General features: G+C 41.1%; 17 protein-coding genes. 13 read left to right on the forward strand and 4 right to left on the reverse strand.

Annotated elements, in window-relative coordinates; genetic code table 11:
• Positions 1-249: 249 nt before the first annotated feature.
• From pepN to rmf, 10 genes are all read left to right on the forward strand, one after another.
• Positions 250-2,850, forward strand: coding sequence for an aminopeptidase N (pepN, locus tag ACXJY6_RS08395; protein ID WP_458768045.1), 2,601 nt, complete (start codon positions 250-252; stop codon positions 2,848-2,850).
• 62 nt (positions 2,851-2,912) lie between these two features.
• Positions 2,913-3,131: a DUF2835 domain-containing protein gene (locus tag ACXJY6_RS08400; RefSeq protein ID WP_456049692.1), complete on the forward strand. Its 219-nt coding sequence runs from the start codon at positions 2,913-2,915 to the stop codon at positions 3,129-3,131.
• Between the two features lie 143 nt (positions 3,132-3,274).
• Positions 3,275-8,119, forward strand: a complete 4,845-nt coding sequence (locus ACXJY6_RS08405; protein WP_458768046.1) for an NAD-glutamate dehydrogenase — start codon at positions 3,275-3,277, stop codon at positions 8,117-8,119.
• 45 nt (positions 8,120-8,164) lie between these two features.
• Positions 8,165-9,175: a quinone-dependent dihydroorotate dehydrogenase gene (gene pyrD / locus ACXJY6_RS08410; protein WP_458768047.1), complete on the forward strand. Its 1,011-nt coding sequence runs from the start codon at positions 8,165-8,167 to the stop codon at positions 9,173-9,175.
• Between the two features lie 163 nt (positions 9,176-9,338).
• Entirely contained in the window at positions 9,339-9,887 is a 549-nt protein-coding gene (locus ACXJY6_RS08415; protein WP_456049695.1) for a cell division protein ZapC, read from the forward strand.
• A 469-nt stretch (positions 9,888-10,356) separates the two neighbouring features.
• On the forward strand, positions 10,357-12,477 hold the full coding sequence (gene rlmKL, locus ACXJY6_RS08420; RefSeq protein WP_458768048.1) for a bifunctional 23S rRNA (guanine(2069)-N(7))-methyltransferase RlmK/23S rRNA (guanine(2445)-N(2))-methyltransferase RlmL: 2,121 nt from the start codon (positions 10,357-10,359) through the stop codon (positions 12,475-12,477).
• On the forward strand, positions 12,467-12,721 hold the full coding sequence (locus ACXJY6_RS08425; protein ID WP_456049697.1) for a glutaredoxin family protein: 255 nt from the start codon (positions 12,467-12,469) through the stop codon (positions 12,719-12,721). Before rlmKL ends, ACXJY6_RS08425 begins: the two co-directional genes overlap by 11 nt.
• Positions 12,699-14,624 (forward strand): ABC transporter ATP-binding protein, encoded by a 1,926-nt coding sequence (locus ACXJY6_RS08430; protein ID WP_458768049.1) that lies wholly within the window; start codon positions 12,699-12,701, stop codon positions 14,622-14,624. The genes ACXJY6_RS08425 and ACXJY6_RS08430 overlap by 23 nt, the downstream gene beginning before the upstream one ends.
• 3 nt (positions 14,625-14,627) lie before the next feature.
• Complete coding sequence (locus ACXJY6_RS08435; RefSeq protein WP_458768050.1) at positions 14,628-16,337, forward strand: DUF3466 family protein; 1,710 nt, start codon at positions 14,628-14,630, stop codon at positions 16,335-16,337.
• Between the two features lie 142 nt (positions 16,338-16,479).
• Entirely contained in the window at positions 16,480-16,653 is a 174-nt protein-coding gene (rmf, locus tag ACXJY6_RS08440; RefSeq protein ID WP_456049700.1) for a ribosome modulation factor, read from the forward strand.
• A gap of 124 nt (positions 16,654-16,777) precedes the next feature.
• On the opposite strand, the gene fabA is transcribed toward rmf, so the two are convergent.
• Both fabA and ACXJY6_RS08450 read right to left on the reverse strand, forming a co-directional pair.
• Positions 16,778-17,296, reverse strand: a complete 519-nt coding sequence (gene fabA / locus ACXJY6_RS08445) for a bifunctional 3-hydroxydecanoyl-ACP dehydratase/trans-2-decenoyl-ACP isomerase (RefSeq protein ID WP_456049701.1) — start codon at positions 17,294-17,296, stop codon at positions 16,778-16,780.
• Between the two features lie 63 nt (positions 17,297-17,359).
• Positions 17,360-19,000: a S16 family serine protease gene (locus ACXJY6_RS08450; protein WP_458768051.1), complete on the reverse strand. Its 1,641-nt coding sequence runs from the start codon at positions 18,998-19,000 to the stop codon at positions 17,360-17,362.
• Positions 19,001-19,172: 172 nt separating this feature from the next.
• Between ACXJY6_RS08450 and matP the strand changes: the two genes are divergently transcribed.
• Together matP and ACXJY6_RS08460 are read left to right on the forward strand one after the other, a co-directional pair.
• Positions 19,173-19,622 (forward strand): macrodomain Ter protein MatP, encoded by a 450-nt coding sequence (matP, locus tag ACXJY6_RS08455; RefSeq protein ID WP_456049703.1) that lies wholly within the window; start codon positions 19,173-19,175, stop codon positions 19,620-19,622.
• 6 nt (positions 19,623-19,628) lie between these two features.
• The gene (locus tag ACXJY6_RS08460) at positions 19,629-19,946 is read left to right on the forward strand and encodes a DUF3634 family protein (RefSeq protein ID WP_458768052.1); all 318 of its coding nucleotides are present in this window, start codon (positions 19,629-19,631) and stop codon (positions 19,944-19,946) included.
• Positions 19,947-19,997: 51 nt separating this feature from the next.
• Here the strand turns inward: ACXJY6_RS08460 and ACXJY6_RS08465 are convergent, their stop codons facing one another.
• Complete coding sequence (locus tag ACXJY6_RS08465) at positions 19,998-20,657, reverse strand: glutathione S-transferase (protein ID WP_456049705.1); 660 nt, start codon at positions 20,655-20,657, stop codon at positions 19,998-20,000.
• A gap of 104 nt (positions 20,658-20,761) precedes the next feature.
• Between ACXJY6_RS08465 and ACXJY6_RS08470 the strand changes: the two genes are divergently transcribed.
• Complete coding sequence (locus ACXJY6_RS08470) at positions 20,762-23,017, forward strand: peptidase U32 family protein (RefSeq protein ID WP_458768053.1); 2,256 nt, start codon at positions 20,762-20,764, stop codon at positions 23,015-23,017.
• A gap of 323 nt (positions 23,018-23,340) precedes the next feature.
• Here the strand turns inward: ACXJY6_RS08470 and ACXJY6_RS08475 are convergent, their stop codons facing one another.
• Positions 23,341-25,707, reverse strand: coding sequence for an Lcl domain-containing protein (locus ACXJY6_RS08475; protein WP_458768054.1), 2,367 nt, complete (start codon positions 25,705-25,707; stop codon positions 23,341-23,343).
• Positions 25,708-25,834 lie beyond the last annotated feature (127 nt).

Raw genomic sequence — 25,834 nt, forward strand, 5'->3', positions numbered from 1 at the left:
ATCTTTAAATTGATGTAAATAAACGAGCCTTAATGGCTCGTTTTTTTTGGCTAATCGATAAATTCAGACAAATTACTCTTATGAGCTAATTATTTCATCGATGCTTGTATAAGTTACCAAATCAATAGGTTAATTAGCATTATATCGGTTGAGGTTTCTTAATCGTTGACCTAAAGTACTAGATATTCTTCGGTGAATATCAACCATTAAAATACCGAATAAACTTATTAGCTCGGATAAGGATTCCCTATGTCACACTCTCCAAAAGCTAAGTATCGTAAAGATTATGTAGCTCCAACTCATCATATTACCAACGTCGATTTGACCTTTGATCTCCATGACACAGAGACAACGGTAGTTGCGATCTCTGAGGTCGAACAGACCGGTAAATCTGACAGTTTAGTTCTTGCTGGTGATAATCTGCAGCTTGTCTCGCTTTCGATCAATGAACAAGAGTGGCACGATTATCAGCGAACCGAAAGCGAGCTGATTATCTCCAACCTACCGAATTCATTCACGATGGTTATCGTGACTCAAATAGCACCAGTTAACAACACTGCTCTCGAAGGATTGTATAAATCGGAAGGCGCGTTTTGCACTCAATGTGAAGCAGAAGGCTTTCGTCGTATAACCTATTATCTTGACCGTCCCGATAACTTAGCGTGTTTTACCACAACAGTCATTGCTGATAAGTCTCTATATCCCTATTTATTGAGCAATGGCAACGAATTGGACCGCGGTGAATTAACCGATGGAAAACATTGGGTTTCATGGGAGGACCCACACCCTAAGCCTGCTTATCTCTTTGCTCTAGTCGCCGGTGATTTTGATGTATTGCGAGATATTTTTATAACAAAAAGCAAACGAGAAGTCGCATTAGAAATCTATGTAGATAAAGGTAACCTAAATCGTGCTCACCATGCGATGGCCTCGCTTATTAATTCGATGAAGTGGGATGAAGAACGATTTGGGTTGGAATATGACCTAGATATTTACATGATAGTCGCAGTCGACTTTTTCAATATGGGTGCAATGGAGAATAAGGGACTTAACGTCTTTAACTCAAAGTTTGTCTTGGCAAATGAGCAAACGGCAACGGATACCGATTACCTAGGTATCGAGGCGGTTATTGGTCACGAGTATTTTCATAACTGGACAGGAAATAGAGTTACGTGTCGCGATTGGTTTCAATTAAGCTTAAAAGAGGGCTTAACGGTATTTAGAGATCAGGAGTTTTCTTCCGACTTAGGCTCACGTGCCGTCAACCGAATTAACAATGTTCGCATAATTCGAGGTCCACAGTTCGCCGAAGATGCTTCGCCAATGTCACACCCAATTCGTCCAGATAAAGTCATTGAAATGAACAACTTTTACACGCTTACAGTGTATGAGAAAGGCAGTGAAGTGATTCGAATGATGCATACTTTGTTGGGAGAAGATGGGTTTCAAAAGGGCATGAAGCTCTATTTTGAAAGGCACGATGGTACTGCAGCGACCTGTGAGAACTTTGTCTCTGCGATGGAAGATGCATCAGGAATTAATTTAACTCAATTTCGTCGATGGTATAGTCAATCGGGGACACCAGAGTTATACGTGACAACAGACTATCTAGCATCAGAAAAACGTTATACTGTCACTATTAAACAATCAACGCCACCAACTAACGACCAGGGTGTTAAAGAACCTTTGCACATTCCGTTTGATGTAGAGTTCTATTACGCGAACGGTGATGTCGTTGAGTTACAGTGTAATGGAAAGTCGATCGGCAATGTACTTAATATCACCGAGGAAGAGCAAACATTTGAGTTTGAAGCGGTTACGTCGCAGCCGATTCCATCAATGTTGAGAGAATTTTCGGCACCGGTAAAATTACATTATGATTATAGCGATGACGAACTTGTCTTTCTTATGGCCAAGTCAAAAAATGATTTTGCTCGGTGGGATGCTGGCCAGTCATTACTTGCAAAGTATATCAAGCGTTTTGTGGCTTCAAATGAAGAAGTTACGTTGCCGGAAAATGTCGTCGATGCTTATCGTGGAGCCTTGTTAGATTCTCAATTAGAACCTGCATTTATTGCTGAAATGCTAACGTTACCTGGTCACAATGAAGTGTCTGGGTGGTATCAAACCGTTGATGTTGACCGTATTGCTCAGGTGCTTAAAGGCATTAAAATTTATTTGGCCAATCAATTACAAGACGAACTGCTGGCTTCGTATCATGTATTGAAACAAACAGCATACAGTATTGAGCATGAGTCTATAGGTAAACGAACGCTACGCAATACCTGTTTAGGGTATCTTGCCTATCTAGAAGTCGGTAATTCGTTGGTTGTTGAGCAATATAACACCAGTAACAATATGACAGATACGATGGCAGCGATGACCGCGGCTAACCAGGCATCGTTATCATGTCGTGAAACCTTATTAGCAGACTACAGTGACAAATGGTCAAATGATGGGTTGGTGATGGATAAATGGTTTATTCTGCAGGGCACGAACCCAGCCGAAAATGCGTTAGAGGTGGTTAAAAATACGTTAACTCATAGTGCATTTACGTTTAAGAATCCGAATCGAATCCGCAGCCTAGTAGGGTCTTTCTTTAACAATAACCCAACCGCTTTTCACTCAATATCTGGAGAAGGTTACCAGTTTGCAGGCGAGGTTTTAGTCAAACTCAATGCAAGCAATCCTCAAGTTGCTTCTCGTTTGATTGATCCTTTGTTGAAATTTAAACGCTATGACGAGAAGCGTCAGAAATTAATGAAGGAACAATTGGAAATGCTTGCAGCTAAAGATGATCTTGCGAGTGATCTTTATGAAAAAGTAACAAAAGCTTTAGAAAGCAAGTAACTTAAACGATCTTGGTAGCAAGAGTGTTTGCTACCAAGATACCTTACCGAAGAGATAAGAATATGAAACAGTATTATTTTACTTTTTCTGTTACTTACCAATCCTATTCGCAATATTACTCTGGTCAGGCATCTAATGTATTGATTGTGACTGAATGTGGCTTAAAACTTCAACTTCCAGCCTCCAGGTTCCGGTCTTTTTTAACCCATACGGGAATCCAAGGTCGGTTTGTACTTACCACCGACGCCAACAATAAATTTGTGAGTTTAACAAAAATTTAACCAAAACTATGACATGTCTCATCTTATTTTAATCTGTCTAGTGGATTATTCGACTATTTCAGTAGTCTACAACTATGATTATTGGAAACCGTTATCACGTTAAGCATTAGTGATTTATTTCAGCAAAAGTGGCGGAGTGTTCTATGGGCTCACTAGATTCTTTCCAACCAGTATTAATCAGTAAAGTTTTTGACTTAATAGAAACTAAGCTGGAATCAACACAACAAGAGCGAGTTAAACAGCTCGCGCAATATTTATTGAATAACATTTCGATGGATGATTTGACAGAAAGGACTGAGTCGGATTTGTACGGTGCGGTCATGAGTCTCTGGCAGCACCTCAATGAAGTGGATCCTGATGAACGATCGGTACGTGCGTTTAATCCATCAGTTAGTGGAAAAGGGTGGCAATCAACTCATACTATCGTCGAGATTATAGTTCCAGATTCCGCGTTTTTAGTCGATTCCATTAAGATGTGTTTGGTGCGGTTGGATCTTAACACGCATATTATGCTTCATGGACCGACCTATCTTGAGCGAGATGCTAAACAACAAGTTGTATCTATCAATGAATCTAAAGGAAACCTTTACTCGATGTTCCACATTGAGGTTGATCGCATTGATGATGCTGAGCAACTAGCCTCACTCCAAGCGGAACTTGAACGAATACTAAAAGACACCGCTCTTGTCGTGAAAGATTGGAAGTTGATGTCAACTCAACTTGAAAAAGTGATCAGCGGTCTTGAGAAACAAACCAAACAAATTCCAATGGATAAAGATCGATTCGACGAGTCATTGGAGTTTTTACGTTGGTTAGGCAACCACAATTTTACGTTTCTTGGGTATAAAGAATATGACCTTGTTGAAGAAAAAGGTGAAACGTACCTGTCGCCAACGAAAACGCCTGGTTTAGGACTTTTTTCGAATAAAGAACGAGTTCGCAAAGTGAATCTTGCTGATTTTTCTGATCTTGCGAGAAAAGAAGCCACCAAACCCTATTTACTGATTTTGACCAAAGGGAATGGGCAATCGCATATCCATCGTCCTGCGTATAACGATTACGTTGGGATTAAAAAATTCGACAAAAATGGAAAAGTGATAGGCGAACACCGATTCACTGGTTTGTATACATCATCGGTCTACAACCAAACCGTTGGTTCTATTCCATTGGTTCGCGAAAAAGTTGGCAGGATTTTAAACTCAAGTGGGTATCTAAAAGGCTCATATGCCTATAAAGCATTCCACAACATTCTTGAAAATTACCCAAGAGATGAATTACTTCAAGCGACTGAAGAAGAGTTATTGGACGTCGGAATGGGCGTTGTTCAAATGCAAGACCGAGATCTTGTCCGTTTGTTCATCCGCCGCGATCCATTTGGTCGCTTTTACAGTTGTATGGTCTATATTGCGAAAGAACGCCATACCACAGAGCTTCGAAGAAACACTCAAGAAATATTGGCGCAATGCCTTGGCTCAAACGATGTTGTTGACTATACCGTTAACTTTTCAGAAGGGTCGTTAGCTCGTACACATTATATCGTCCGTGTCGCGAACAATGATTGTGAATTTGATGCGAAAGAGATCGAACAAAACTTAAAAGAAGCATCGACCAATTGGGATGATCGATTACGCCATGCAATTCACTCGGATGTAGGTGAAACAAAAGGTCTTGTTTTAACCAAGCAATATACCAATGCGTTTCCCCGATCATATAAAGAAGCGATGTTGCCAAGTACCGCTCTTGCCGATATTGAACAGCTAGAGGCGTTGAGTGATGACAATAAACTCGGGATGCTATTTTATCGTCCTCAAGAAGAGAGTGTCGATTCCAAGCTAGTGAAGTTGAAACTCTATCATAAAAGGGAACCTATTCACCTTTCTGATGTGATGCCTATGCTAGAAAACTTAGGCTTGAAAGTTATCGACGAAGCGCCCTATGAGATCGAAAAATCGAACGACGAAAGTTATTGGATCCTCGACTTCTCGATGTTACTTAAAAGTGATCAAGTTCTAGACATAGCCAAATCGCGCGATCGTTTTCAGCAGGCATTTGCCGGGATCTGGAATGGCAGCATAGAGAATGATGGATTTAACCGCTTAGTACTATCGGCAAGTTTATCTGCGCGTGAAGTGACGATTTTGCGGGCGTATGCTCGTTATATGCGTCAGGTGAGGTTTCCATTCAGTCAACAATACATTGAAGATACTCTTTATCATTACCCTAAATTAGCAACGCTTTTGGTTAAGTTATTCAACGCACGTTTTGAACCTGGTTTATCAAAACGAGATGAGTTACAAACGAAGATGCGCAACACTTTGATTGAACAATTCGATCGAGTTGAGAGCCTGGACGACGATCGAATATTACGTCGCTACATGGAAATGATCGACGCATCACTTCGCACTAACTATTTTCAGAATGATTCAATCGGGAACAACAAACCTTGGCTATCGATTAAATTAGATCCAAAGAGTATTCCTGAGATTCCGGCACCCGTGCCGGCATACGAAATTTTCGTTTATTCGCCTGACATTGAAGGTGTTCATTTACGTGGTGGTAAAGTCGCTCGAGGTGGATTACGTTGGTCAGACCGTCAAGAAGATTTCCGTACAGAGGTGTTAGGACTAGTAAAAGCCCAACAAGTTAAGAACACGGTCATTGTTCCGGTTGGGGCTAAAGGTGGATTTGTTTGTAAGAAGCAACCATTGCTGACATCCAGAGATGAAATATTTGCTGAAGGACAACGTTGTTACAAGCAATTTATTCGAGGGTTGTTGGATATTTCCGACAATATTATTGAAGGCGAAGTTGCACCGCCGCTACAAGTGGTGAGACATGATGCTGATGACCCTTATTTGGTTGTTGCCGCCGATAAAGGAACTGCGACTTTTTCAGATTTAGCAAACTCTGTCTCCGAAGAATATAATTTTTGGTTAAGTGATGCCTTTGCTTCTGGTGGATCAAATGGATACGACCACAAAGCAATGGGTATAACGGCCAAAGGTGGTTGGGAATCGGTAAAACGACATTTTCGTGAAATCGGAATTGATTGTCAGACCACGCCATTTACTGCTGCTGGAGTAGGTGATATGGCAGGCGATGTGTTTGGGAATGGCATGTTGTTATCAAAACAAACCTGTCTGGTCGCGGCCTTTAACCATATTAACATATTCCTTGATCCAACCCCGGATCCTGAAAAAAGTTGGGTCGAACGTGACCGTTTGTTCAAGTTGCCGCGATCAAGTTGGGAAGACTATAACAGTAAGTTGATCAGTAAAGGTGGTGGTGTGTTCTCGCGTAAAGCGAAATCCATCCCTCTATCTCCTGAAATTCAAGCGATGCTCGACACTGATGCAAAAACACTCGCGCCGAATGAATTGATAAAGCTTATTTTAAAAATGCGCGTCGACCTGATGTGGAATGGTGGTATCGGCACCTACGTTAAATCCAAAGAAGAAAGCGATTCAGATGTTGGCGACCGAGCCAATGATTCTGTTCGGATTAATGGCGAGGAACTGCGAGCTAAAATCGTTGGTGAAGGTGGAAACCTCGGTTTGACGCAGTTAGGGCGCGTAGAATATGCACTAAATGGTGGCCGAGTGAATACTGACTTTGTCGATAATGTTGGTGGAGTCGATTGTTCAGATAACGAAGTAAATATTAAGATTCTGTTGAATACCATTTTGGCGGCAGGTGATCTCACCTTTAAACAACGTAACGAACTGCTTGAGTCAATGGAAGATGAAGTGGGAGATATCGTATTAGATGATGCTTATCAGCAATCTGAAACCATATCAGTCACAGAGTTGCTCGGCGAGGGGTTAGTTAAAGAACAATTACGCTTTATTCACGCTTTGGAAAAAACGGGCTCACTTGACCGGAACTTAGAATATTTGCCTGATGATGAAACATTATTAGAGCGTGAGAAACGTGGTGTCGGATTGACTCGACCAGAGATTTCCGTTCTTGTCGCATACGGTAAAATGACTCTTAAGGAAATCCTTGCGGTTGACGAGATAGCAGATGATGAGTTCCATCAGGCACACTTAGAACACTATTTCCCAACTAAGTTACGCGGTAACTATTTGGAGCGTTTTAAAGAGCATCCTTTGCGTAAAGAGATTATCGCTACCGCATTGGCAAATCAGATGGTCAATGAAGTAGGGTGTAATTTTGCATCTAGGCTTCAAGAAGAAACTGGCTGTGAAGTGGTGGATATCGTTAATGCTTACAGTGCCGCTCGTGTAATATTTAAACTTGATGAAACCATGGGGATAATTCGTCAGCTTGATAACGTAGCAAGTAGCGATGCACAATACCAAGTCTTTAGTATTTTACGTCGTATGATGCGCCGTGTTACTCGATGGTTACTGAGAAATCATATCGGTAAACATTCCGTTAGCGATATGATCGCATTATATCAAGCAGATGTGCAGACGATCAGCAAGGATCTCGATAGTTACTTAATTCAATCGGAAATTGATGATCATCAAGTCATCGCTGATGATTGGATCGAACAAGGTATGGACCTAGATGTTGCAATATATGTGTCACGGCTATCAAGCCTCTACTCAGCGCTAGATATTAGTGTGGTTGCGAGAGAAAGTAAGATTACCGTCGATCAAACCTCCAGAATCTATTTCTATTTAGGTACAGAGTTGTCATTACATTGGTTCTTGGATCAAATTAATCGTCAAGCTGTAGATAATAACTGGCAAGCACTTGCTCGAGCTGCGTATCGAGAAGATCTCGATTGGCAACAACGGCAGCTGACTGCTCAAGTAATCGGTTGCGGTTGCAATGATCAACTTAAAGATGAAGTATCACTTGTTGCATCGTGGATTGCGAGTAATAAGAGTTCTTTGGAACGATGGGAAAACATACTAAATGAATTCAAAGTAGGTGGAGTCCATCATGAATTTGCTAAATTCTCGGTAGCATTGAGGGAACTCTCACTTTTAAATTTGAATTGTGCCGTAAATAAGTGATAATAATGCCCCGTTTGTACGGGGCTTTTTTTATTTGGAGGCACAATGCTTTACCGCTTAGCTAGGACTGGCTTTTTTCAACTTGATCCTGAAGTTGCACATGAACTTGCGATCAACAATTTCAAACGCTTTAATGGCACGCCATTAGATCTCTTTTATCGTCAACATCTTCCAAATCGATCCGTTGAATGTATGGGATTGACGTTTAAAAACCCAGTTGGGTTGGCGGCAGGCTTAGATAAAAATGGTGAATGTATCGATGCATTCGGTGCAATGGGATTTGGATTTATTGAAGTTGGTACTGTAACTCCACGTCCACAACCAGGTAATGATAAACCAAGATTGTTTCGCTTAGTTGAGGCCGAAGGGTTAATTAACCGTATGGGCTTCAACAATGAAGGCGTTGACCGATTGGTTGAGAATGTTAAGAAAGCTACCTACGATGGTATTCTTGGCATCAACATTGGAAAAAACAAAGACACTCCTCTAGAGAAAGGTGCTGAAGATTACTTAATCTGCATGGAAAAAATATACGAGTATGCGGGATATATCGCGGTAAATATTTCATCGCCGAATACTCCGGGTTTACGTTCACTTCAATATGGTGAAGCTCTAGATCAACTGCTTGCAGAACTAAAAACTAAGCAGGGTGAATTAGCAAAGCAGCATGATAAATATGTACCGATTGCTTTGAAAATTGCTCCGGACTTAAGCAATGATGAAATCGAGCAAATTTGTCAGTCACTACTTAAAAATAATATTGACGGCGTGATAGCAACTAACACCACTTTAGATCGTTCAATTGTAGAAGGAATGAAACATTGCGATGAAGCGGGTGGTTTGAGTGGTCGACCTGTTCAATTACGAAGCACTGAAGTTGTTAAACAACTTTATGCGAATCTGGGTGAGAAAATCCCAATTATCGGTGTCGGTGGTATCGATTCTTATGTTGCCGCGAAAGAAAAAATGCTTGCTGGTGCTAAGTTGGTTCAAGTTTATTCATCATTTATTTACCAAGGACCTGGTCTAGTGAAAAAGATCGTTAAGAACATTTAACGTTATTAGAAATTCTCCATAAAAACCACAATTTATCGAAGAGGAAGTGATTATTCATTTCCTCTTTTTTTTTGCCCAAGCACTTCTAGAATGAACCGTATGCAGTTAGTAACCATGACGTTGTGAGACTAACAGTCGTAAAAACTGATAAGGGAATGAGAACATGCTAAAGCCGAGTGACAAATGGAGTTGGTACTTCTGTGAATCAGAAGGACATCTAATGTTGAACTTGGGTGAAGATTTGGTTTTTCGTACCAACCTTTGCCAGAAGTTACTTGTTGAATGTGCTCATGGCACAACACAGTTTACTGTCGATGATGCGGCAGAATTTCAAACCTTTAAAGAGTCGTTGCATAACCTCAACATAGATGAAGGCTATAAAGCTCAATTAGTGCTTAATTGTGTTGCGGCCAAACGTTTTCATAAGCCAGTTCAACCTAAGAGTTGGTTCTTTAACCGCCAGTCAAATGATGTTTTGCAGCCAAATGTAGGTGATATCATTAGCCTAAGCAATGACTTCAATGACGGCTTATTCATGGTTCTTGAAGTCGGTGAGAATGCGAGCCTTTGCGCTAGAGTTGAATCTAATGATTTCCAATTAACATCAACCAAGAAAATTGGATTTAGTGAGGCTATTAAAGTTATGCACGACCGAATTGCTCACCATCATATTGAAGAAAATTACTACCCGTCATTGGCTATGGTTGGCTAATTAATAACTCAATTTATTTACAATTTCGTTCCTTTGTTGTATTTCCTATCGGCCTATGTGCCGATTTTTTTTGACCTCAAATAAGTGAATCCACAGATGAGCTTCTCTCTTTGGTGAGATATTGGGCACAAAAAGAAATGAATTAGGGAAATTATCAGTCATTTTCCCAACTCATACCATCCGTATATTTTAATAAAGTTCCTCATTTAAGAGCTATTTGTAACTAAATTACCGTTAAATTACCCTCCTGGTATAGACCAATTTATAAGTGAATAAATACTCACTTACGCTTGAGGCTATTAAATACGTAAGGTGTCTAAAATTAATAGATTTACGATTGAACGAAGAGTGAGAAAACATAAGAGAAACGTAATTAACCGTTCCGAAGTGAAAATATTGGCTTTGATTTACAAATTTGTTGGAATCTCAGGTATAATCGCGCGTCACTTTATTCACTTAAAAGAGCATTATGCACCAGTATTTAGCGGTAACTTCCAACGGTCTTGAAAACCTTCTTGCAGACGAGCTTGAACAACTGGGGGTAGAAAACCCAAAAGCGGTTCAAGCAGGGGTGAGATTCAAAGCGTCGAACGAGTTAATGTATCGAGTTTGTTTATGGAGCCGACTTGCTAGCCGCTATGTCCGAGTGTTAAGTGAATTTACCTGTGATAGTGATTTAGATATCTACCTCGCGGCGAGCTCGGTTAACTGGGAAAGCCAGTTTCACAGTGATAAAAAGATCGTGGTGGACTTTAACGGCACTAATAACGCGATACGTAACAGCCAATATGGTGCGATGAAAGTAAAAGATGCCATCGTTGATCAGTTCACTAAAAAGAATCTACCACGTCCATCGATCAGTAAGGATCTTCCTGATCTTAGGGTTCATGTTCGTCTACACCGTGATAAGGCTTTATTAGGTATTGATGTGGTAGGTGGAAGCTTACATGCTCGTGGTTACCGCACACAAAGTGGTGCAGCTCCTCTTAGAGAAACATTAGCAGCAGCACTGATTATTCGCAGTGGCTGGGATAAGAAACAAGCGTTCGTCGATCCTATGTGTGGTTCAGGGACACTTGTTATTGAAGCTGCGATGATGGCCGCCGACGTTGCTGCTGGATTAAAACGTTCATCTTGGAGCTTCACCTCACTTCAAGACTATGATCATGTAGCGTGGTCAAGAATACATGCAGAAGCCAGTGTGAAGGCTAAGCGTGGTATTAAGAACTTAGAAGCGCATTTTTATGGTTATGACAATGACCCTCGAGTTTTGGCTACAGCACAATCTAATGCACGACGTGCAGGATTAGGAGACGTTATTCAGTTTGCTCAACAAGATGCGGCTGAGATGCGCTGTCCAGCGAACGAGAAGGCTGGTGTTATTGTTTGTAACCCACCATATGGTGAGCGTTTGGGAACGGAACCTGGCTTAATTGCATTGTATACTGCGTTTGGTGTTCAAATGAAAACCGAATTTGGCGGCTGGACGGCAACCATCTTCTCTAGTTCTGATGAATTACTCAGCTGTATACGTATGAGAGCTGAGAAACATTATAAATTAAGCAATGGTGCGCTACAGTGTCACCTAAAGAGTTATTCGATATCGGATAGACCGCGTCCTAATGCTGCTGAAGAACAGTACGTCATCGCTCCAGATTTTACTAACCGCTTGAAGAAAAACATCAGTAAGTTGAATAAGTGGGTCAAGAAAGAACAAGTTGACGCTTATCGCATCTATGACGCAGACCTACCAGACTACAATGCAGCCATTGATGTTTATAAAGATTTTATCGTAATTCAAGAATACGCAGCACCGAAAACGATTTCTATTGATAAAAGTAAGCGTCGCTTAACCGATTTGATTACTGCAACTATTCAGGTAACTGGAGTGGATGCGGCACATACGGTACTTAAAGTCCGTGAAAAGCAGAAAGGTAAATCCCAATATGAAAAGTTGGCAAGCCAATCAAGCACAATAGAAATTCAAGAGTACGGGGTTAAGTTAATCGTAAATCTCTACGATTACCTCGATACTGGCTTATTTCTAGATCATCGCCCAATACGCCGAAAGCTTGGTCAAATGGCGAATAATAAAGATTTCCTCAACCTCTTTGCTTACACCGGCTCAGCAACTGTCCACGCCGCCTGTGGTGGAGCAAAATCGACCACAACTGTTGATATGTCGAAAACATATATCGAGTGGGCAAAGCAGAACATGTCACTCAATGGTCAGTCAGGAAAACAACATCGGTTTGAGCAAACTGATTGCTTGCAATGGTTGGAACACACGAACGATGACTATGATTTGATTTTTATTGATCCTCCGACGTTTTCAAATTCAAAGCGTATGACGCAAACATTTGATGTGCAACGTGATCATATTCAATTGTTTGAAAATCTAAAACGCCTGCTACGTAAAGATGGAACGATTGTCTTTTCAAACAATAAACGCCATTTCAAAATGGACTTTGAAAAGCTGTCGGAAATGGGATTGAAAGCGACCAATATATCCAATCAAACGATCCCAATGGACTTTGAAAGGAATAAGCACATACATAATTGTTGGGTGATAGAGCACAATGCGCAATAGCACCCCACAGTTAATTTTATTTTCAACAGAAGGGTGTCATTTGTGTCATGAAGCTGAAAGTTTGTTATCTCAATTAAATTGTCAGTTTCAAACCGTTGATATTGCATACGATGACGAGTTATTTTCTCGTTACGGGGTCACAATTCCCGTAGTCAGATACGCTGAAAGCGAGCTCAACTGGCCATTTACCCTCGAACAACTACAAATTTGGTTAAATAATAATGGCGTTAATTACGATTCATAATGGTTTATTGGCTTTTGGTGATCACCCTTTGTTAGATCACTGTGAGTTCACACTGCAAGAAAATGAACGCGTATGTTTAGTTGGTAGAAATGGTGCCGGTAAATCAACGCTAATGAAAATTATTGCTCGCGATATTGTTCTTGATGATGGCCGTATGGTCGTAACGCAAGATGTTGTTGTTTCGCGCCTAGAGCAAGATCCTCCGAGAGATGAATTAGGCACGGTATATGATTTTGTTGCTGGTGGATTAGCTGAAGTAGGGAAGTTACTAAAACAGTATCAAGACTTGTTAGATCTCGTTGAGAAAGATCCTTCGGAGTCGAATTTGAATCGTTTGGCTCGAGTACAAGAGCAACTCGATCACGCTGATGCATGGCGGTTTGATGATCGAGTTAAAAATGTGATGCTGTCACTTAATCTTGATGGCGCGATGCTTTTATCTGATTTGTCCGGCGGTTGGCAACGTAAGGCGGCACTCGCTCGAGCATTGGTGTGCGATCCCGATGTTCTACTACTTGATGAACCGACCAACCACCTCGATGTGGCCGCAATCGAGTGGTTAGAAAGCTTCTTAAAAGACTTTAAGGGCTCGATTATTTTTATTTCGCACGACCGAACGTTCATTAAGTCGATGGCAACGCGCATCGTCGATCTTGATCGCGGTAAACTAAATTCTTTTCCCGGTGATTATGAAGGTTACTTGTTGGGCAAAGAGGAACTTCTGCGTGTTGAAGAACTTCAAAACGCCGAGTTTGATAAAAAGCTTGCACAAGAAGAAGTGTGGATACGACAAGGAATCAAAGCTCGCCGTACGCGGAATGAAGGCCGTGTACGTGCATTAAAAAAATTACGCCAAGAGCGCAGTCAACGCCGTGAAGTGCAAGGTAAAGTCAACATTGCTGTGGATGATTCCGCACGTTCAGGAAAAATTGTATTCGAGGCTGAGAATATCTCGTTTGCTTACGATGGTGAGGCTCTGGTTAAAAACTTTACCTTTAATATTCAACGTGGTGATCGCATTGCGTTGATCGGACCTAATGGTTGCGGCAAGAGTACCATGCTTAAGCTGCTGCTCGGGAAGCTTGAGCCAGACTCAGGTAAGCTTCATTGTGGTACTAAACTAGAAGTTGCCTATTTTGACCAATACCGAGAACTTCTTGATACAGAAAAAAGTGTGATTGATAATCTTGCCGATGGCAAACAAGAAGTTACAGTAGGTGGGCGTCAACGTCATGCACTTAGCTATCTCCAAGATTTCTTGTTTGCGCCCAAACGGGCAAGAACACCGGTTAAAGCCTTGTCCGGAGGTGAGAAAAACCGCCTGCTGTTAGCTCGAATCTTCCTTAAGTCTAATAACTTGTTAATTCTTGATGAGCCAACTAACGATTTAGATATCGAAACTTTGGAACTTTTAGAGGATTTACTTGCCAACTATCAAGGTACTTTGCTCTTAGTTAGTCATGACCGAGAATTTGTTGATAACACTGTTACTACAAGCTGGATTTTTGAAGGTAATGGCATTATCGATGAATATGTCGGCGGCTATCATGATGCTCAACGACAACGCTCTCAAATTCAGGCTAATCGAAATGAAATTTATGCGGATGTTGTAAAAAAAGAAAACGTGACCGAAGCGTTACCAAAAGCAAAACCGACAGCAAAGAAAACGAAAAAATTATCATATAAACTGCAGCGCGAGTTGGAAGAACTGCCAGAACAACTTGAACAGTTAGAGACTGATATTGACCAGCTACAACAACAATTAAATGACCCTGACTTTTTCGCAAAAGGCGTGGAAGTTACCAAACCTGTTTTGGATACATTGACCAATTTAGAAGCTAAGCTCGAGACGACTTTCGCACGTTGGGAAGAACTTGAAGCGCTACAGCAAGAAACGGAATAAATAATGACGAATAAGATGTTAAAGCTAACGCCTATTTCACTCTCAATTTTTGCGGCATTTAATGTTAATGCTGCTTTGTATCAGATTATCGAAGTGACACCTTCTGGAATTTCGGCAGATTATGAGATTACCACTGGTACAGCGATTCAAGATTCGAGTGCCGGCAGTTGCTTTGATTCGAGTAGTGTTGGTGGTGTGTCGTGTGAGAACTTTGTTCTAGGTGGAGAAACTCGCGCCACGGGGACTATTGCAGGTTCACCTGTTGATGGCGTAAGTTATCGTGAAGAAGCGCCGTTCGCTATGGATAATTCATTTTCATATGTTCAAACATCCTCCGATTTCGAAAATTATTGTGACGCTCAGTTGTTGTATTCTACATGTGAGCCGTGGGGTGACGTGCATTGGGAACAATGGACCAAAGAACTTGATGGTAATAATACCGTCAACTCTGTCGCATTTTTATCTGATGGCTCGTTAACCATTGACGAAAGCAATAATAGCGTGATTAACCAGGTTACCAGTGGTGGAGATGTTGTCGGCATTATCAGTTCACTAGGTGATGAACGTGCCTCGGTAACGGCGGAGTCACCCGTTACTTTTGGTACTGATGAGAAGGATGATAGCGGCGAATACTTCGATAAATCTCGCGCTTGGAAAACAGATGGCATCTACACAGTCGGAAGTGTCTCCTATGATTATGAAAATGACTATGGGGATTATTATTCGTCTAAAGCTGCAATATGGAAGAGTGGCACAGACGTTGTCGCTATTGATTGGCCCAGTGATGATGAAGATGTCAGTGATAAGCTAGCTCAAGGTAGTATTCGAGATTTTGTTATTGTCGGTGGTGTGATTTATGGTGTGGGTTTCAATACCTGGAATGATTCATATAACAATATGAATGCGACAATATTCACCGTCAATGAAGCCGACTACGCTAACTCTGATAATTGGACATCAAATAATATAGATAATGCAAGAGTTCGAATTAGCGGTGACTACACCTATAGTAATACGGTATTAAATTCCGTTAATGACAACTTAGTTGCTATTGGTGAGGCAAAACGAGCAGGGGGTGTACCCGCTGATGGTGCCGCACCAAATCGACCGTTTGTTATTGCTGATGTGAGTGATTCCGATCCGACGGCGATCTACTTTGCGAATAAACTTACTTTTTCTGAAGCCGGTGGTCAAAATATGGCGATCAATAATTACAATGAAATTGTTGGTCAAATTGATACTGAAGACACACGAGAAAATAGCGGTAAGCCTCGACGTAAACGCGGATTTATTTATCCATATGATGGAACGGGAACTGATAATTCGAGGATGAGCATTTTTGATGATCAAGGTTGGTTGATTGATGATCTCACTAATGGTGGCGTATATTCATCTGCTAACAACCAGTATCGCATTCTATCAGCAAACGATATTAATGATGCAGGTGCAATTGCAGCAACGGCAATTAAGTGCGTTGACGGTGAGTATGATGATACGACTCATGATGCGATGTGTGGAGATGGTACAGGTGATGAAACGACTGTAGCTGTTAAGTTAATTCCAATTGTTGGAGCAACAAGTGGTGATATTGAGGAGCGTGGATATGAATCAGCGACTTCTTCTCGTAGTGGTGGTTCGTTAGGGGTTGGCATTATTGGTTTGCTAAGTCTGATGCTATTTGGTCGCCGAAAAGGACTATTTTGTAAATTCTGATCGAACCTCACGAAAATCGTTATCGTGTGAAATCTAACTTGAGTCTGCTGCTTTATTGAGCGACTCTTAACCATGTGGTCATAAAATCGCCACATTGATGTCACAGTTTCACTTAACTAAGATACGGTATGAGGACTTAATTATGAAGAGACAGAAGCGTGATCGCCTTGAACGAGCTCAGTCTCAGGGATACAAAGCTGGTTTGAATGGACGTTCATCCGATGATTGTCCCTATCAACAAATGGAACCAAGATCCTATTGGATGGGAGGCTGGCGTGAAGCGCGTGAGGATCGTACCTCCGGTGTCTACAAATAACTCTCTATCCACATACGCAAAGCCCCATAAATTGGGGCTTTATTATTATGCTCTAACGCACTATAACTAACTATTTTGATGAAAAATTAACGACTCTAGTGAGTCGCTAATTTTAAATTCTTGCTTAGAACGAAGAAGTGTCTTGGAAGAGACCAACTTTAAGATCTTTTGCTACATATATTTCTTTGCCATCAACGAGTACACGCCCATCAGCAAGTCCCATAACTAAGCGACGGTTAACTAAGCGCTTAATATGGATTTCGTAGGTGACTTTTTTCGCGGTAGGTAATATTTGACCCGTGAACTTAACTTCGCCAACACCGAGAGCACGGCCTTTACCTTTACCGCCATTCCAGCCTAAGAAAAAGCCGACGAGCTGCCACATAGCATCAAGTCCAAGACATCCCGGCATGACAGGGTCACCAGGGAAATGACAGTCAAAAAACCATAAGTCTGGAGTGATATCAAGCTCTGCTAGAATGACACCTTTACCAAATTCGCCTTCTGAATCCGACATTTTAGTGATGCGGTCCATCATTAACATATTTGGAGCAGGGAGTTGTGGGTAACCAGGACCAAATAATTCTCCGCGACTAGACGCTAATAGGTCATCACGATTGTAGGATTCTCTTTTATTTTGCATTTATTATTACTCCATTCTGTTAGCGTGCATGTTAGTGAACACGTGTACGCTAAACAACTCCGATCAGTAAGAAAAAAAGATAGATTTCAGTTTTTGCCACATTGTGAGAGGTGCATGATTGCGCTCAATTTCATCAATTCGCTCTGCTATTTTATCAATAACGCTGTTTTCACCTCTAAACGGTTGTTCCATAAGTAATGGAATCGCTTCATCCACGGTTTCTACAGGGTATATGTGAAACATTCCAGATTTGATGCTTTCGACAACTGAATGGTGAAGAGCGAGATTACGTAAGTTACTTTTTGGTAACACCACACCTTGTTGTCCAGTCAAACCTTGATGCAAACATACTTTATAAAAGCCTTCAATTTTTTCGTTCAATCCACCAACAGCTTGGACTCGGCCTGATTGGTCAACAGCGCCAGTGACTGCTATTTCCTGCTTTACTTCTATTCCTGAAAGCGCACTAACCAGTGACGTGACTTCCGCAAGCGAAGCGCTGTCGCCATCCACTTCACTGTAAGATTGCTCGAAAACAATAGAAGCAGCGTAGGGCAGTGGTTCGTTTAGATCAAGAGCACTACTAACAAAAGCCTGCATAATCATCATACCTTTTGCGTGTAAATTGCCGCCTAATTCTGCTTTTCGTTCCACATCCGTGATATCGCCATCACCAAAATGGATCACACAGGAGATTCGTGCGGGCTCACCATAGGAAATGGGATGTCCTGCAATATCGATAACCGTTAATCCATTGACTTGACCAACTTGTTTACCACTGGTTTCAATAACAACTTGGCCATCGAGTATGTCGGTTGACGCACGTTCTGGAAGGTAACTCTCTCGATAGTATTTATTGTCTATCGACGTTTGTATTGCGTGGTGATCAAGAGTACTCCCATTACTTAGCGCAGCAGCTTCCTCTAGTGTTTGGTGCAGCCAAAATAAACATAAAGGAACATATTGTTGATCTTCAGTATTCCGAACACCATATGACATTAAAGTATTGATACCAGTAGAGGTCAGCTCTGGAAATTTGTAATGTTGGCAGAACCATTTTAGGTAGCGCAAATAATCGAACACTGAATGTTCTTCTAGTTTAAGCTCAAGTTCGAGTTCGCTAAATAGACTGAATCCAGATGTAAAGTCATTATCTAGATATTCAAGGTTCGCTAACTGTTCTCGATCACCAACTATCACTAATTTTACATCGTAGGACTTGGCTACGTTGTTGAGCGCGGGTGATTTGCCATCACAATTTATAGCTTGAATCGGCTGTGCTAATAATGCTGCTTTAAGTAACGGCCACATTTTCGGGTTTGCCAGCAGCCAGCTAGGCGATATCACTAAATAGCCACCGTTTGCTTTATCGAGAAGCCCAGGAAACTCTTTGATAATCTCTCCATTTACCACTTGTATTTGAGTAAAGGGTTCTGTTGATGCGAGATTTTCACTGGAAACAACGGGGCTGTTACTGAGTGTTTCGAGTTGTTTAATGATCAATTCACGATAAATCGCGTTATCAGGCGCATTAATAATAAGTGAACGAGATAAGCCTTGGGCATTGCACAGACGTTCTAGCGCCGCAATCAACCTTGGCTGACAGGCGAAAAAATCAGAAGGTTCAAGGGTGGGGTATTGCTCGATCTGTTGAGCGTACTGCGAAAATAGCGGAGAAACGTGACGCCAAATATCTTGATTCATTGAACACATTAGTTGAGAAATTAAGGAGATTGAGTATATAGAAAAAGTGACAAGGTATATAGTTCTGTTTGATTTCAATGATCATTGTCGAATTTTTAAATCAATTGTTTGAACTTCATCATTCTCTGGGTTACGCTGTCACCCTGATAATTGCTTAGACGAATGAAATATAATGAAATATCAACAGTTAGAAAATTTAGAATGTGGCTGGAAATGGCAATATCTAACAAACCGTTGGAAAGCTGGTGAGCAAGTTACGCGGTATGTAGATAAGAGCGAAATTGAGGCTGCACTCACAGAGCTTGCGAATATCGAAAGTGAGCCTACATTGGTTCTGGAGTGGATCGAGAAGCATATGTCTGCCGAGATTGACAATAAGCTGAAGCAGGCAATTCGCGCTAAACGTAAACGCCATTATAATGCGGAACAGATTCATACTCGTAAAAAATCGATTGATCTTGATTATCGTGTATGGGAAAAATTATCTCTTAAAGCGAATGATTTGGGTTGTACTTTATCCGATACGATTGAATATCTGGTTTCAGAGGCTTCACGTACGGAAAAAGTAAATCGTAAAGTCAGTACACTTAAACAAGATTTAAGTAAGCTCTTATCCGAGTAAGAAAAGATGATAATTATAATCGTCATTGGAATACTGCTTGTTGTAGCGTTTTTTATGTTTAATCGCTCGTTGTTCAAGCTTGATTTCAAACAAGGCAAATTAGAAAAACAGTCTGGCAATATTCCAGCGGGTTTTCTCAACGATGTAAAAGATATCTCGGCTCGGTCAAACGTGACAGGGTCTATTAAAGTCGTCAAGCATAAAGGTTCACATCGTTTAATCTTCAGTAACCAAATCCCTGATAATATCCAGCAACGAATTCGTAATATCTATCCATATTCAAATCCAACCGGTCCAAACAACTCCAACAAACGCAAAGGTTAAGTTGTTTATTTACCGCCAATTTTTACTTGTTCTCAATTTAATTAGATGGTGTTACCCAAAAAGACATTCTTGTTTACCGTCGTTCCACAAAGGGTATTGTTTCATGACTTGCCCGTAAAGTTGGCTGTCTAAGTGCGCTCTTAACCAGCGTCCTACGTTTTGATATTCCGATTGAACAAACCATTTCTTCTCGACTCGTACAAACTGACTTACGAAAGGCATAACGGCAAAGTCGGCTAGGCTCGGTGTGTCGCCAAACAGGTAGGTGTGAAGGGTGAGTTTGTGTTCGAGCTCAGATATGAATTTTTCGCAATTGTGTCTGCGTCGTTCACTATCATCATTTCGGTAACGCACTGAAGCACGGTATTTCTCTAAGTGGCCAATAAACTCGTTGTCGTGAGTGTTAATTAGCTGATGGATCAACTCGCTTAAGACGGGATCATCTGACCGCAGAAGATTTTGAGGATCGTTCTGTTGAAGCGCCCAAATCATGATATCTAAGCTTTGTTCAATAATGCCGCCTTTCGGAAGAACAAGAACCGGAACCGTTCCTTTAGGCGAGCTGTCCAATAACTCACTAGGTTTGTCTTTAGTGACAATTTCTCTAAGTAACACTGTTTTCTTAGCTAGGGCGATCCCCATTCTTCCACGCATCGCGTAAGGGCAGCGCCTTAAAGAATAAAGGATTGGTAAATCGTATTTGTTTGGCATGAGAGAGATCATTTAGTTATAAAAGTGTTGTTAGGTGGTAAAGATATCGTGATGTAGGTAGAATACGCGGCTTAAAAATTATAAGTAAGTGAGCGACTTCAAAAATGAGCAGAAAGATTGAATTATTAGCCCCAGGTGGCGATGTTGAAGCAATTAAAGCAGCTATCGTAGCAGGCGCTAATGCAGTTTATTGTGGTTTAGACACCTTCAATGCTCGTAACAGAGCCTCTAACTTGTCGTTAGATGAATTGAATGGCGTTATTCGACTCGCTCATGAATATGGTTGTGAAGTGTTTCTGACTCTTAACGTTGTGCTACTGGAGCACGAAATTAAAAGCATCACCAAACTGCTTAACCAACTGGTGAACACCAAGCTAGACGGCATTATTGTGCAAGATCTTGGTTTGTTCGATTTGGTTAAGAAGCATTTCCCATCGCTCGATATTCACGCGTCTACGCAGTTGACCACGCACAACGAAGGTCAGATTAAGTTCTTATCTAAGATTGGGGCAACACGCGTCAACTTATCTCGTGAATTAAATCTACCTGAAATCAAAATGCTGACGAAAGTAGCACACGATCAAGACGTACTGACTGAAGTGTTTGTGCATGGCGCTTTGTGCATCGCATTCTCAGGTCAATGTTATTCAAGTTCTGTAAGTGTCGGTAACTCCGGTAACCGTGGTCGTTGTAGCCAAGCGTGTCGCGACGAATACGAGATCACCGAAGCCGGCAATAAGTTTCCACTGAATCTGAAAGATAACTCTGCATATTACGACTTACCTGAACTGGTTGACGCTCAAGTTGACTCGTTAAAAGTTGAAGGTCGCATTAAAGGCGCACACTACGTTTACACCGTGATAGATACGTGGCGCAAACAGATTGATAGCTATGTGGAACGTGGTTTGCTTATTGAAGATGATTCGAACCTGCACAAAGTATTCAACCGTGATTTCACTAACTCTTTCCTAAAGGGCAACCTGACGAAAGACATGTTTATTGATAATCCTCGCGACAACAGTTTGAATTATGCCGTTGATGAAGCGAAGAAAGAAAACAATGAAATCTCAGTGGTACAAATTCAAGAAGTGACCAGCGATCTTTACGAAGCGAAAAACGCGCTGGGTAGTGAAATGCGTGAGAAGATTGCGTACCTAGATATCCGTAAAATCGGGGTATCACTTTCGTTCAAGGCTAAATTAGGCCAAGCCTTGACAGTGACGGTCACATCAGACAAAGAAAACTTTGAGGTTCAGTCTAAGTCTCTGTTAGAAGCAGCGGCTGAAACATCGATTACTCAAGAGTTGCTAGAAAAACGTTTCAAGTCACTTAAGAGCGCTGTGCATACGCTAGAAAATTGCAACTTCGACGATCTAGATGCTGGTCTGATTCTTCCTCTAAAAGAAGTGTCTGTTCTAAAAGGTGAAATTGACTTCATTCTTAACGGCTCTGTAGAAGTCATTAAGCACGTCGAAGTACCTGCATTACCGAAGCACCCTAAAGTGAATGTTACACCAACATTATCTATGCTGATTGCAGACGTTGATGATCTACACCTGTGTGATGTCACGGACGCCGACGTTTACTTTAAGTTACCAGAAAGCTTTAAGAAGCGCAGTAATAAGTACATCGACATCTTGGCGGAAAATCCGCGCCTGATTCCTTGGTTCCCTGCGGTATTGATTGGGAAAGATTACGATGAGGCGGTTCGGGTTCTAGAAGAGGTTAAACCTGCTCGTATTGTGACCAACAACACTGGGATTGCTTACAAGGCTTACGAAATGGGTATTGAGTGGGTAGCAGGTCCATTTATGAATACGACCAACTCGCATGCACTTGTTACTCTTAAAGAAGAGCTTAACTGTGCTGGTGCGTTCATTTCGAACGAGATCAATAAAGGTCAAATTCGTCATATCAACCGCCCAGAAAACTTCAAGTTGTTCTACAGCATTTACCACCCAATTTTGATGATGACCAGCCGTCAGTGCTTTTTCCAAAGAACCGTTGGCTGTAATAAACCAAGCATCGAAGCTGGTTGTATGTTGAAATGTGAGAAAGCGACCACGATTACTAACGTGAAGGGGATTTCTTTTGCAGTTGATAAGCAAAAGGGTGGCTATCCTAGCATTTATAATCACGAACAGTTCCTAAACCATGACGCGGTAACGGATTTCTCTGATTTATTCGACGAGTTCTTTATCGACCTAACCAACATCGGTGCTGGCTCGAAGGAAGTACAAGATAAGGTTGAGTTAATCAAACATTTCCAAGGCTTGATTAATGGCGTTGAAGGTTCACAGCAGAACTTAGAGCAAATGGTTAAGGTTCGTACTAATGCTCAGTACGTTCAAGGTCTTTAATCGTATTTTTCCATACGGCTGGCTGAGAAAGTGGTTTATAGATAGAGCCTACAATTTTGTGGGCTTTTTTAATATGAGGTATAAACTCCTCAAAAGTGACCAAATTTCACGTAACGCAATGTTAAGTATCGCGCTCATTAATTATTATATTTAAATGCGCATTATGTATATTATGTTAAATATAATATCGATTAAACTTATTTAATCACTACTTCCTCCTTACTCGGTTTATATTCTTGTATCGTTTGATTATTACCGTTTTACCTTGAGCTTATGAATAAGCCCACTATTGCGTGGGCTTATATTGGATCTTGTATTAGAAGTTACTGTTTCTTTTTATTTGGTGGTCCTGTTGGGGCTTCTTCGAGGCCAATATAACCATCGCCGTTTTTATCTAAATGATTAAATTGAGCTTCTTTTCCTTTAAACTCGGTGCTTGAGACTTTGCCATCTCCATTTTTGTCTAAACGTTGTACGAATCGGTTTACTGTTTTTTGTTTACTTTTTCGCTCAGCGCGTTTTGTGTTTTCACCTACAGTAGTTTGATTAGTATTTGTTTTAAGTGAATGACTGTCAGAATTCTTATATGTGAATGTGTTTTTCTGAGCCGGATTCGAATCTAGCACTCCGCCAGAAACACAGCGAACGTAGTTTTCGACTCTGATCATATCGCCTTGCGGACCTCTAGACATTGCCTCGCCTATTTTCGGGTCGCTACGTTGTGATCCAGCGCCATGCACGTCCATTATTGTTTCGCGCATTTTACCGAGTGCCTTACCAAAACTAACGTAAACAGCCGAGCCTTCAGGGGTTGGCCCATCAAGGTGTGTCGTTGAAGTCCAAAAATACGGGTAATCTTTTTCTCCGCCTTCGTTGGTTATTGATGATATTTGAAAGATTGGATTAATTGCTGCTGAATTTGACGTTTCTGGTGAACGTGAATAATCGACAATACTCTGGAGCTCTTTTGCGTTGGGTAATCGCCAATCACTATTGCCACTTAGGTCGAGATTTTCACAATATTGTAGAGCTTCTTCCCACTGTAATCCTTTAGAGCTATCTGTTTGTTGCCATATCAATCCCGTTGCCGTATCTGCAATACTTCCATCGCCGATATCAGAAAAGTTGTTCTGACCGTAGGTTTCATTATCTCTAACAAATCGGAAGTACATTTTGTTGGCATCTTGAGTTCTAGGGTTGTATTTTGGGTAACCCTTTATTCGACCATCGACAAAGTTAACGCCAAATATAGTGTCATCATTCCTCATTGTCTTGCCGACATATTCAGTACTTGTCCACACTTGAGCATCAATCTCACGTTCACCTGCCGCTTCATTTCCTAACGGTTGAGTAAAATAGTTGGTATCAATAAAAGGTGTGAGTGCTCTTTCGCCTTTTACGGAACCAGAGAATTGAATTAATGAATAGAGTTCTTTGATGTTCGCGATGCGCCAATCTGTATACCCGGCAAGGTTGAAGGTTTTTACTTTTTCTATCGCTTCGTCATACGTTAACTTTTCAGTCAAACCTTGCTGCCACATTAACCCTGTCACGTTATCGATTATTGTGCCATCTTGATTATTGGTATATGACGGTTGATTGATGGTGTAGTTGGCATCTTGACCATAGAAATCGTCACTTGTTGTTGGAGTAGCAATTTCCGAGTCATTGCTATATGCGATAACTTGACCAGTGTCGACAATAGAGTATTGGTTGATTTGTTCTGTCGTGGCTGAATTGCTGCTATTTATAACAGTGCTAAGCAGCATTAAATCTTCACCAAATATCACATTGCCCTTGTAGTTTTTTTGAATCTCTTTGAGGCTGGCATCTATGTCAATATTACCTGGGAGAAAGTGTGTATAGACTAGGTTTTTTACTTCGGACTGTGCAGCAAGTGTGCTGGAATCATCTAAATCTAAGTGCGCTTTGTGTTTACCATTCTTCTTTGTCTTTCTGTCTGAATTTTTTACGCTATTGTTATTCCCTGATTTTTTCTTCTTGCGGTTATTCAGTCCATTTTGCGACATGATCATTCCACCCGAGTCGATGATCATATAGTCGGCATTTTTTGCAAGGGTTGGTAACGAATCAGAATAGGTGAGATCACCGGTAATGACTATAGATTGACCTTCGTAATCAAACCGATACGCAATCGTATGAATGGTGTGAGGCACTTCGATAGTCGATACATTGATGTCATCGATTTTAAATGATTCCCCACCCTCAATATCTTTGACCGTGAAGGCTTTCTTACGAGCTTCTAATGTTCTTTGTGTTTTTCCTAAGCGATACGAGATATCTTCCTCATATAAATCTAGGTATGTTTCGGTAAATTTCTTGGTGTTTGGTGGGCCAACGATACTGATGTCTTCTTTGCCGAGTAAAGAACCGATTAAGATAGGAGCGAATTCTTCATTGTGATCTAAGTGGTGATGGGTAAAGACTAGACTATCCAAATCTCTAGCTTTAAGACCGAGGGTGTTTAAATTAGCTTGAGTACCATTTCCCATATCCACCAGGATATTAGTGTTTCCATTTGAAATGAGCACACTAGCGCTGGAGCGATTTTCATTAAAGATAGGTGAACCAGAACCAACAATGGTCGCAGTAAGCTGTTCTGCATTAACCTTATTGGCAATGAAAACGCTGCATATTAAAAGTGCATTAATCGAATGTTTATTTGTCATGGAATGTACCCTACTTTAAACGAGCACTTAGTATTACGCTTTCATTGTGTTTATTCCACAGTTCGAGGTAGGCCTATACACAAACTTACATTCAGAGTTTGTTGCTATACAAAAATTGACACTTATC

The organism is Vibrio phycocola (assembly GCF_054404255.1).

Excerpts from the sequence above, each read along its gene's own strand:
- ACXJY6_RS08405 (WP_458768046.1), top strand. The coding sequence starts at position 3,275 with ATGGGCTCACTAGATTCTTTCCAACCAGTATTAATCAGTAAAGTTTTT.
- pepN (WP_458768045.1), top strand. The coding sequence starts at position 250 with ATGTCACACTCTCCAAAAGCTAAGTATCGTAAAGATTATGTAGCTCCA.
- ACXJY6_RS08465 (WP_456049705.1), bottom strand. The coding sequence starts at position 20,657 with ATGCCAAACAAATACGATTTACCAATCCTTTATTCTTTAAGGCGCTGC.
- ACXJY6_RS08430 (WP_458768049.1), top strand. The coding sequence starts at position 12,699 with ATGGCGTTAATTACGATTCATAATGGTTTATTGGCTTTTGGTGATCAC.
- fabA (WP_456049701.1), bottom strand. The coding sequence starts at position 17,296 with ATGCAAAATAAAAGAGAATCCTACAATCGTGATGACCTATTAGCGTCT.
- ACXJY6_RS08425 (WP_456049697.1), top strand. The coding sequence starts at position 12,467 with ATGCGCAATAGCACCCCACAGTTAATTTTATTTTCAACAGAAGGGTGT.
- ACXJY6_RS08450 (WP_458768051.1), bottom strand. The coding sequence starts at position 19,000 with ATGAATCAAGATATTTGGCGTCACGTTTCTCCGCTATTTTCGCAGTAC.
- ACXJY6_RS08460 (WP_458768052.1), top strand. The coding sequence starts at position 19,629 with ATGATAATTATAATCGTCATTGGAATACTGCTTGTTGTAGCGTTTTTT.
- rmf (WP_456049700.1), top strand. The coding sequence starts at position 16,480 with ATGAAGAGACAGAAGCGTGATCGCCTTGAACGAGCTCAGTCTCAGGGA.
- pyrD (WP_458768047.1), top strand. The coding sequence starts at position 8,165 with ATGCTTTACCGCTTAGCTAGGACTGGCTTTTTTCAACTTGATCCTGAA.
- ACXJY6_RS08470 (WP_458768053.1), top strand. The coding sequence starts at position 20,762 with ATGAGCAGAAAGATTGAATTATTAGCCCCAGGTGGCGATGTTGAAGCA.
- matP (WP_456049703.1), top strand. The coding sequence starts at position 19,173 with ATGAAATATCAACAGTTAGAAAATTTAGAATGTGGCTGGAAATGGCAA.
- ACXJY6_RS08415 (WP_456049695.1), top strand. The coding sequence starts at position 9,339 with ATGCTAAAGCCGAGTGACAAATGGAGTTGGTACTTCTGTGAATCAGAA.
- ACXJY6_RS08400 (WP_456049692.1), top strand. The coding sequence starts at position 2,913 with ATGAAACAGTATTATTTTACTTTTTCTGTTACTTACCAATCCTATTCG.
- ACXJY6_RS08435 (WP_458768050.1), top strand. The coding sequence starts at position 14,628 with ATGACGAATAAGATGTTAAAGCTAACGCCTATTTCACTCTCAATTTTT.
- rlmKL (WP_458768048.1), top strand. The coding sequence starts at position 10,357 with ATGCACCAGTATTTAGCGGTAACTTCCAACGGTCTTGAAAACCTTCTT.
- ACXJY6_RS08475 (WP_458768054.1), bottom strand. The coding sequence starts at position 25,707 with ATGACAAATAAACATTCGATTAATGCACTTTTAATATGCAGCGTTTTC.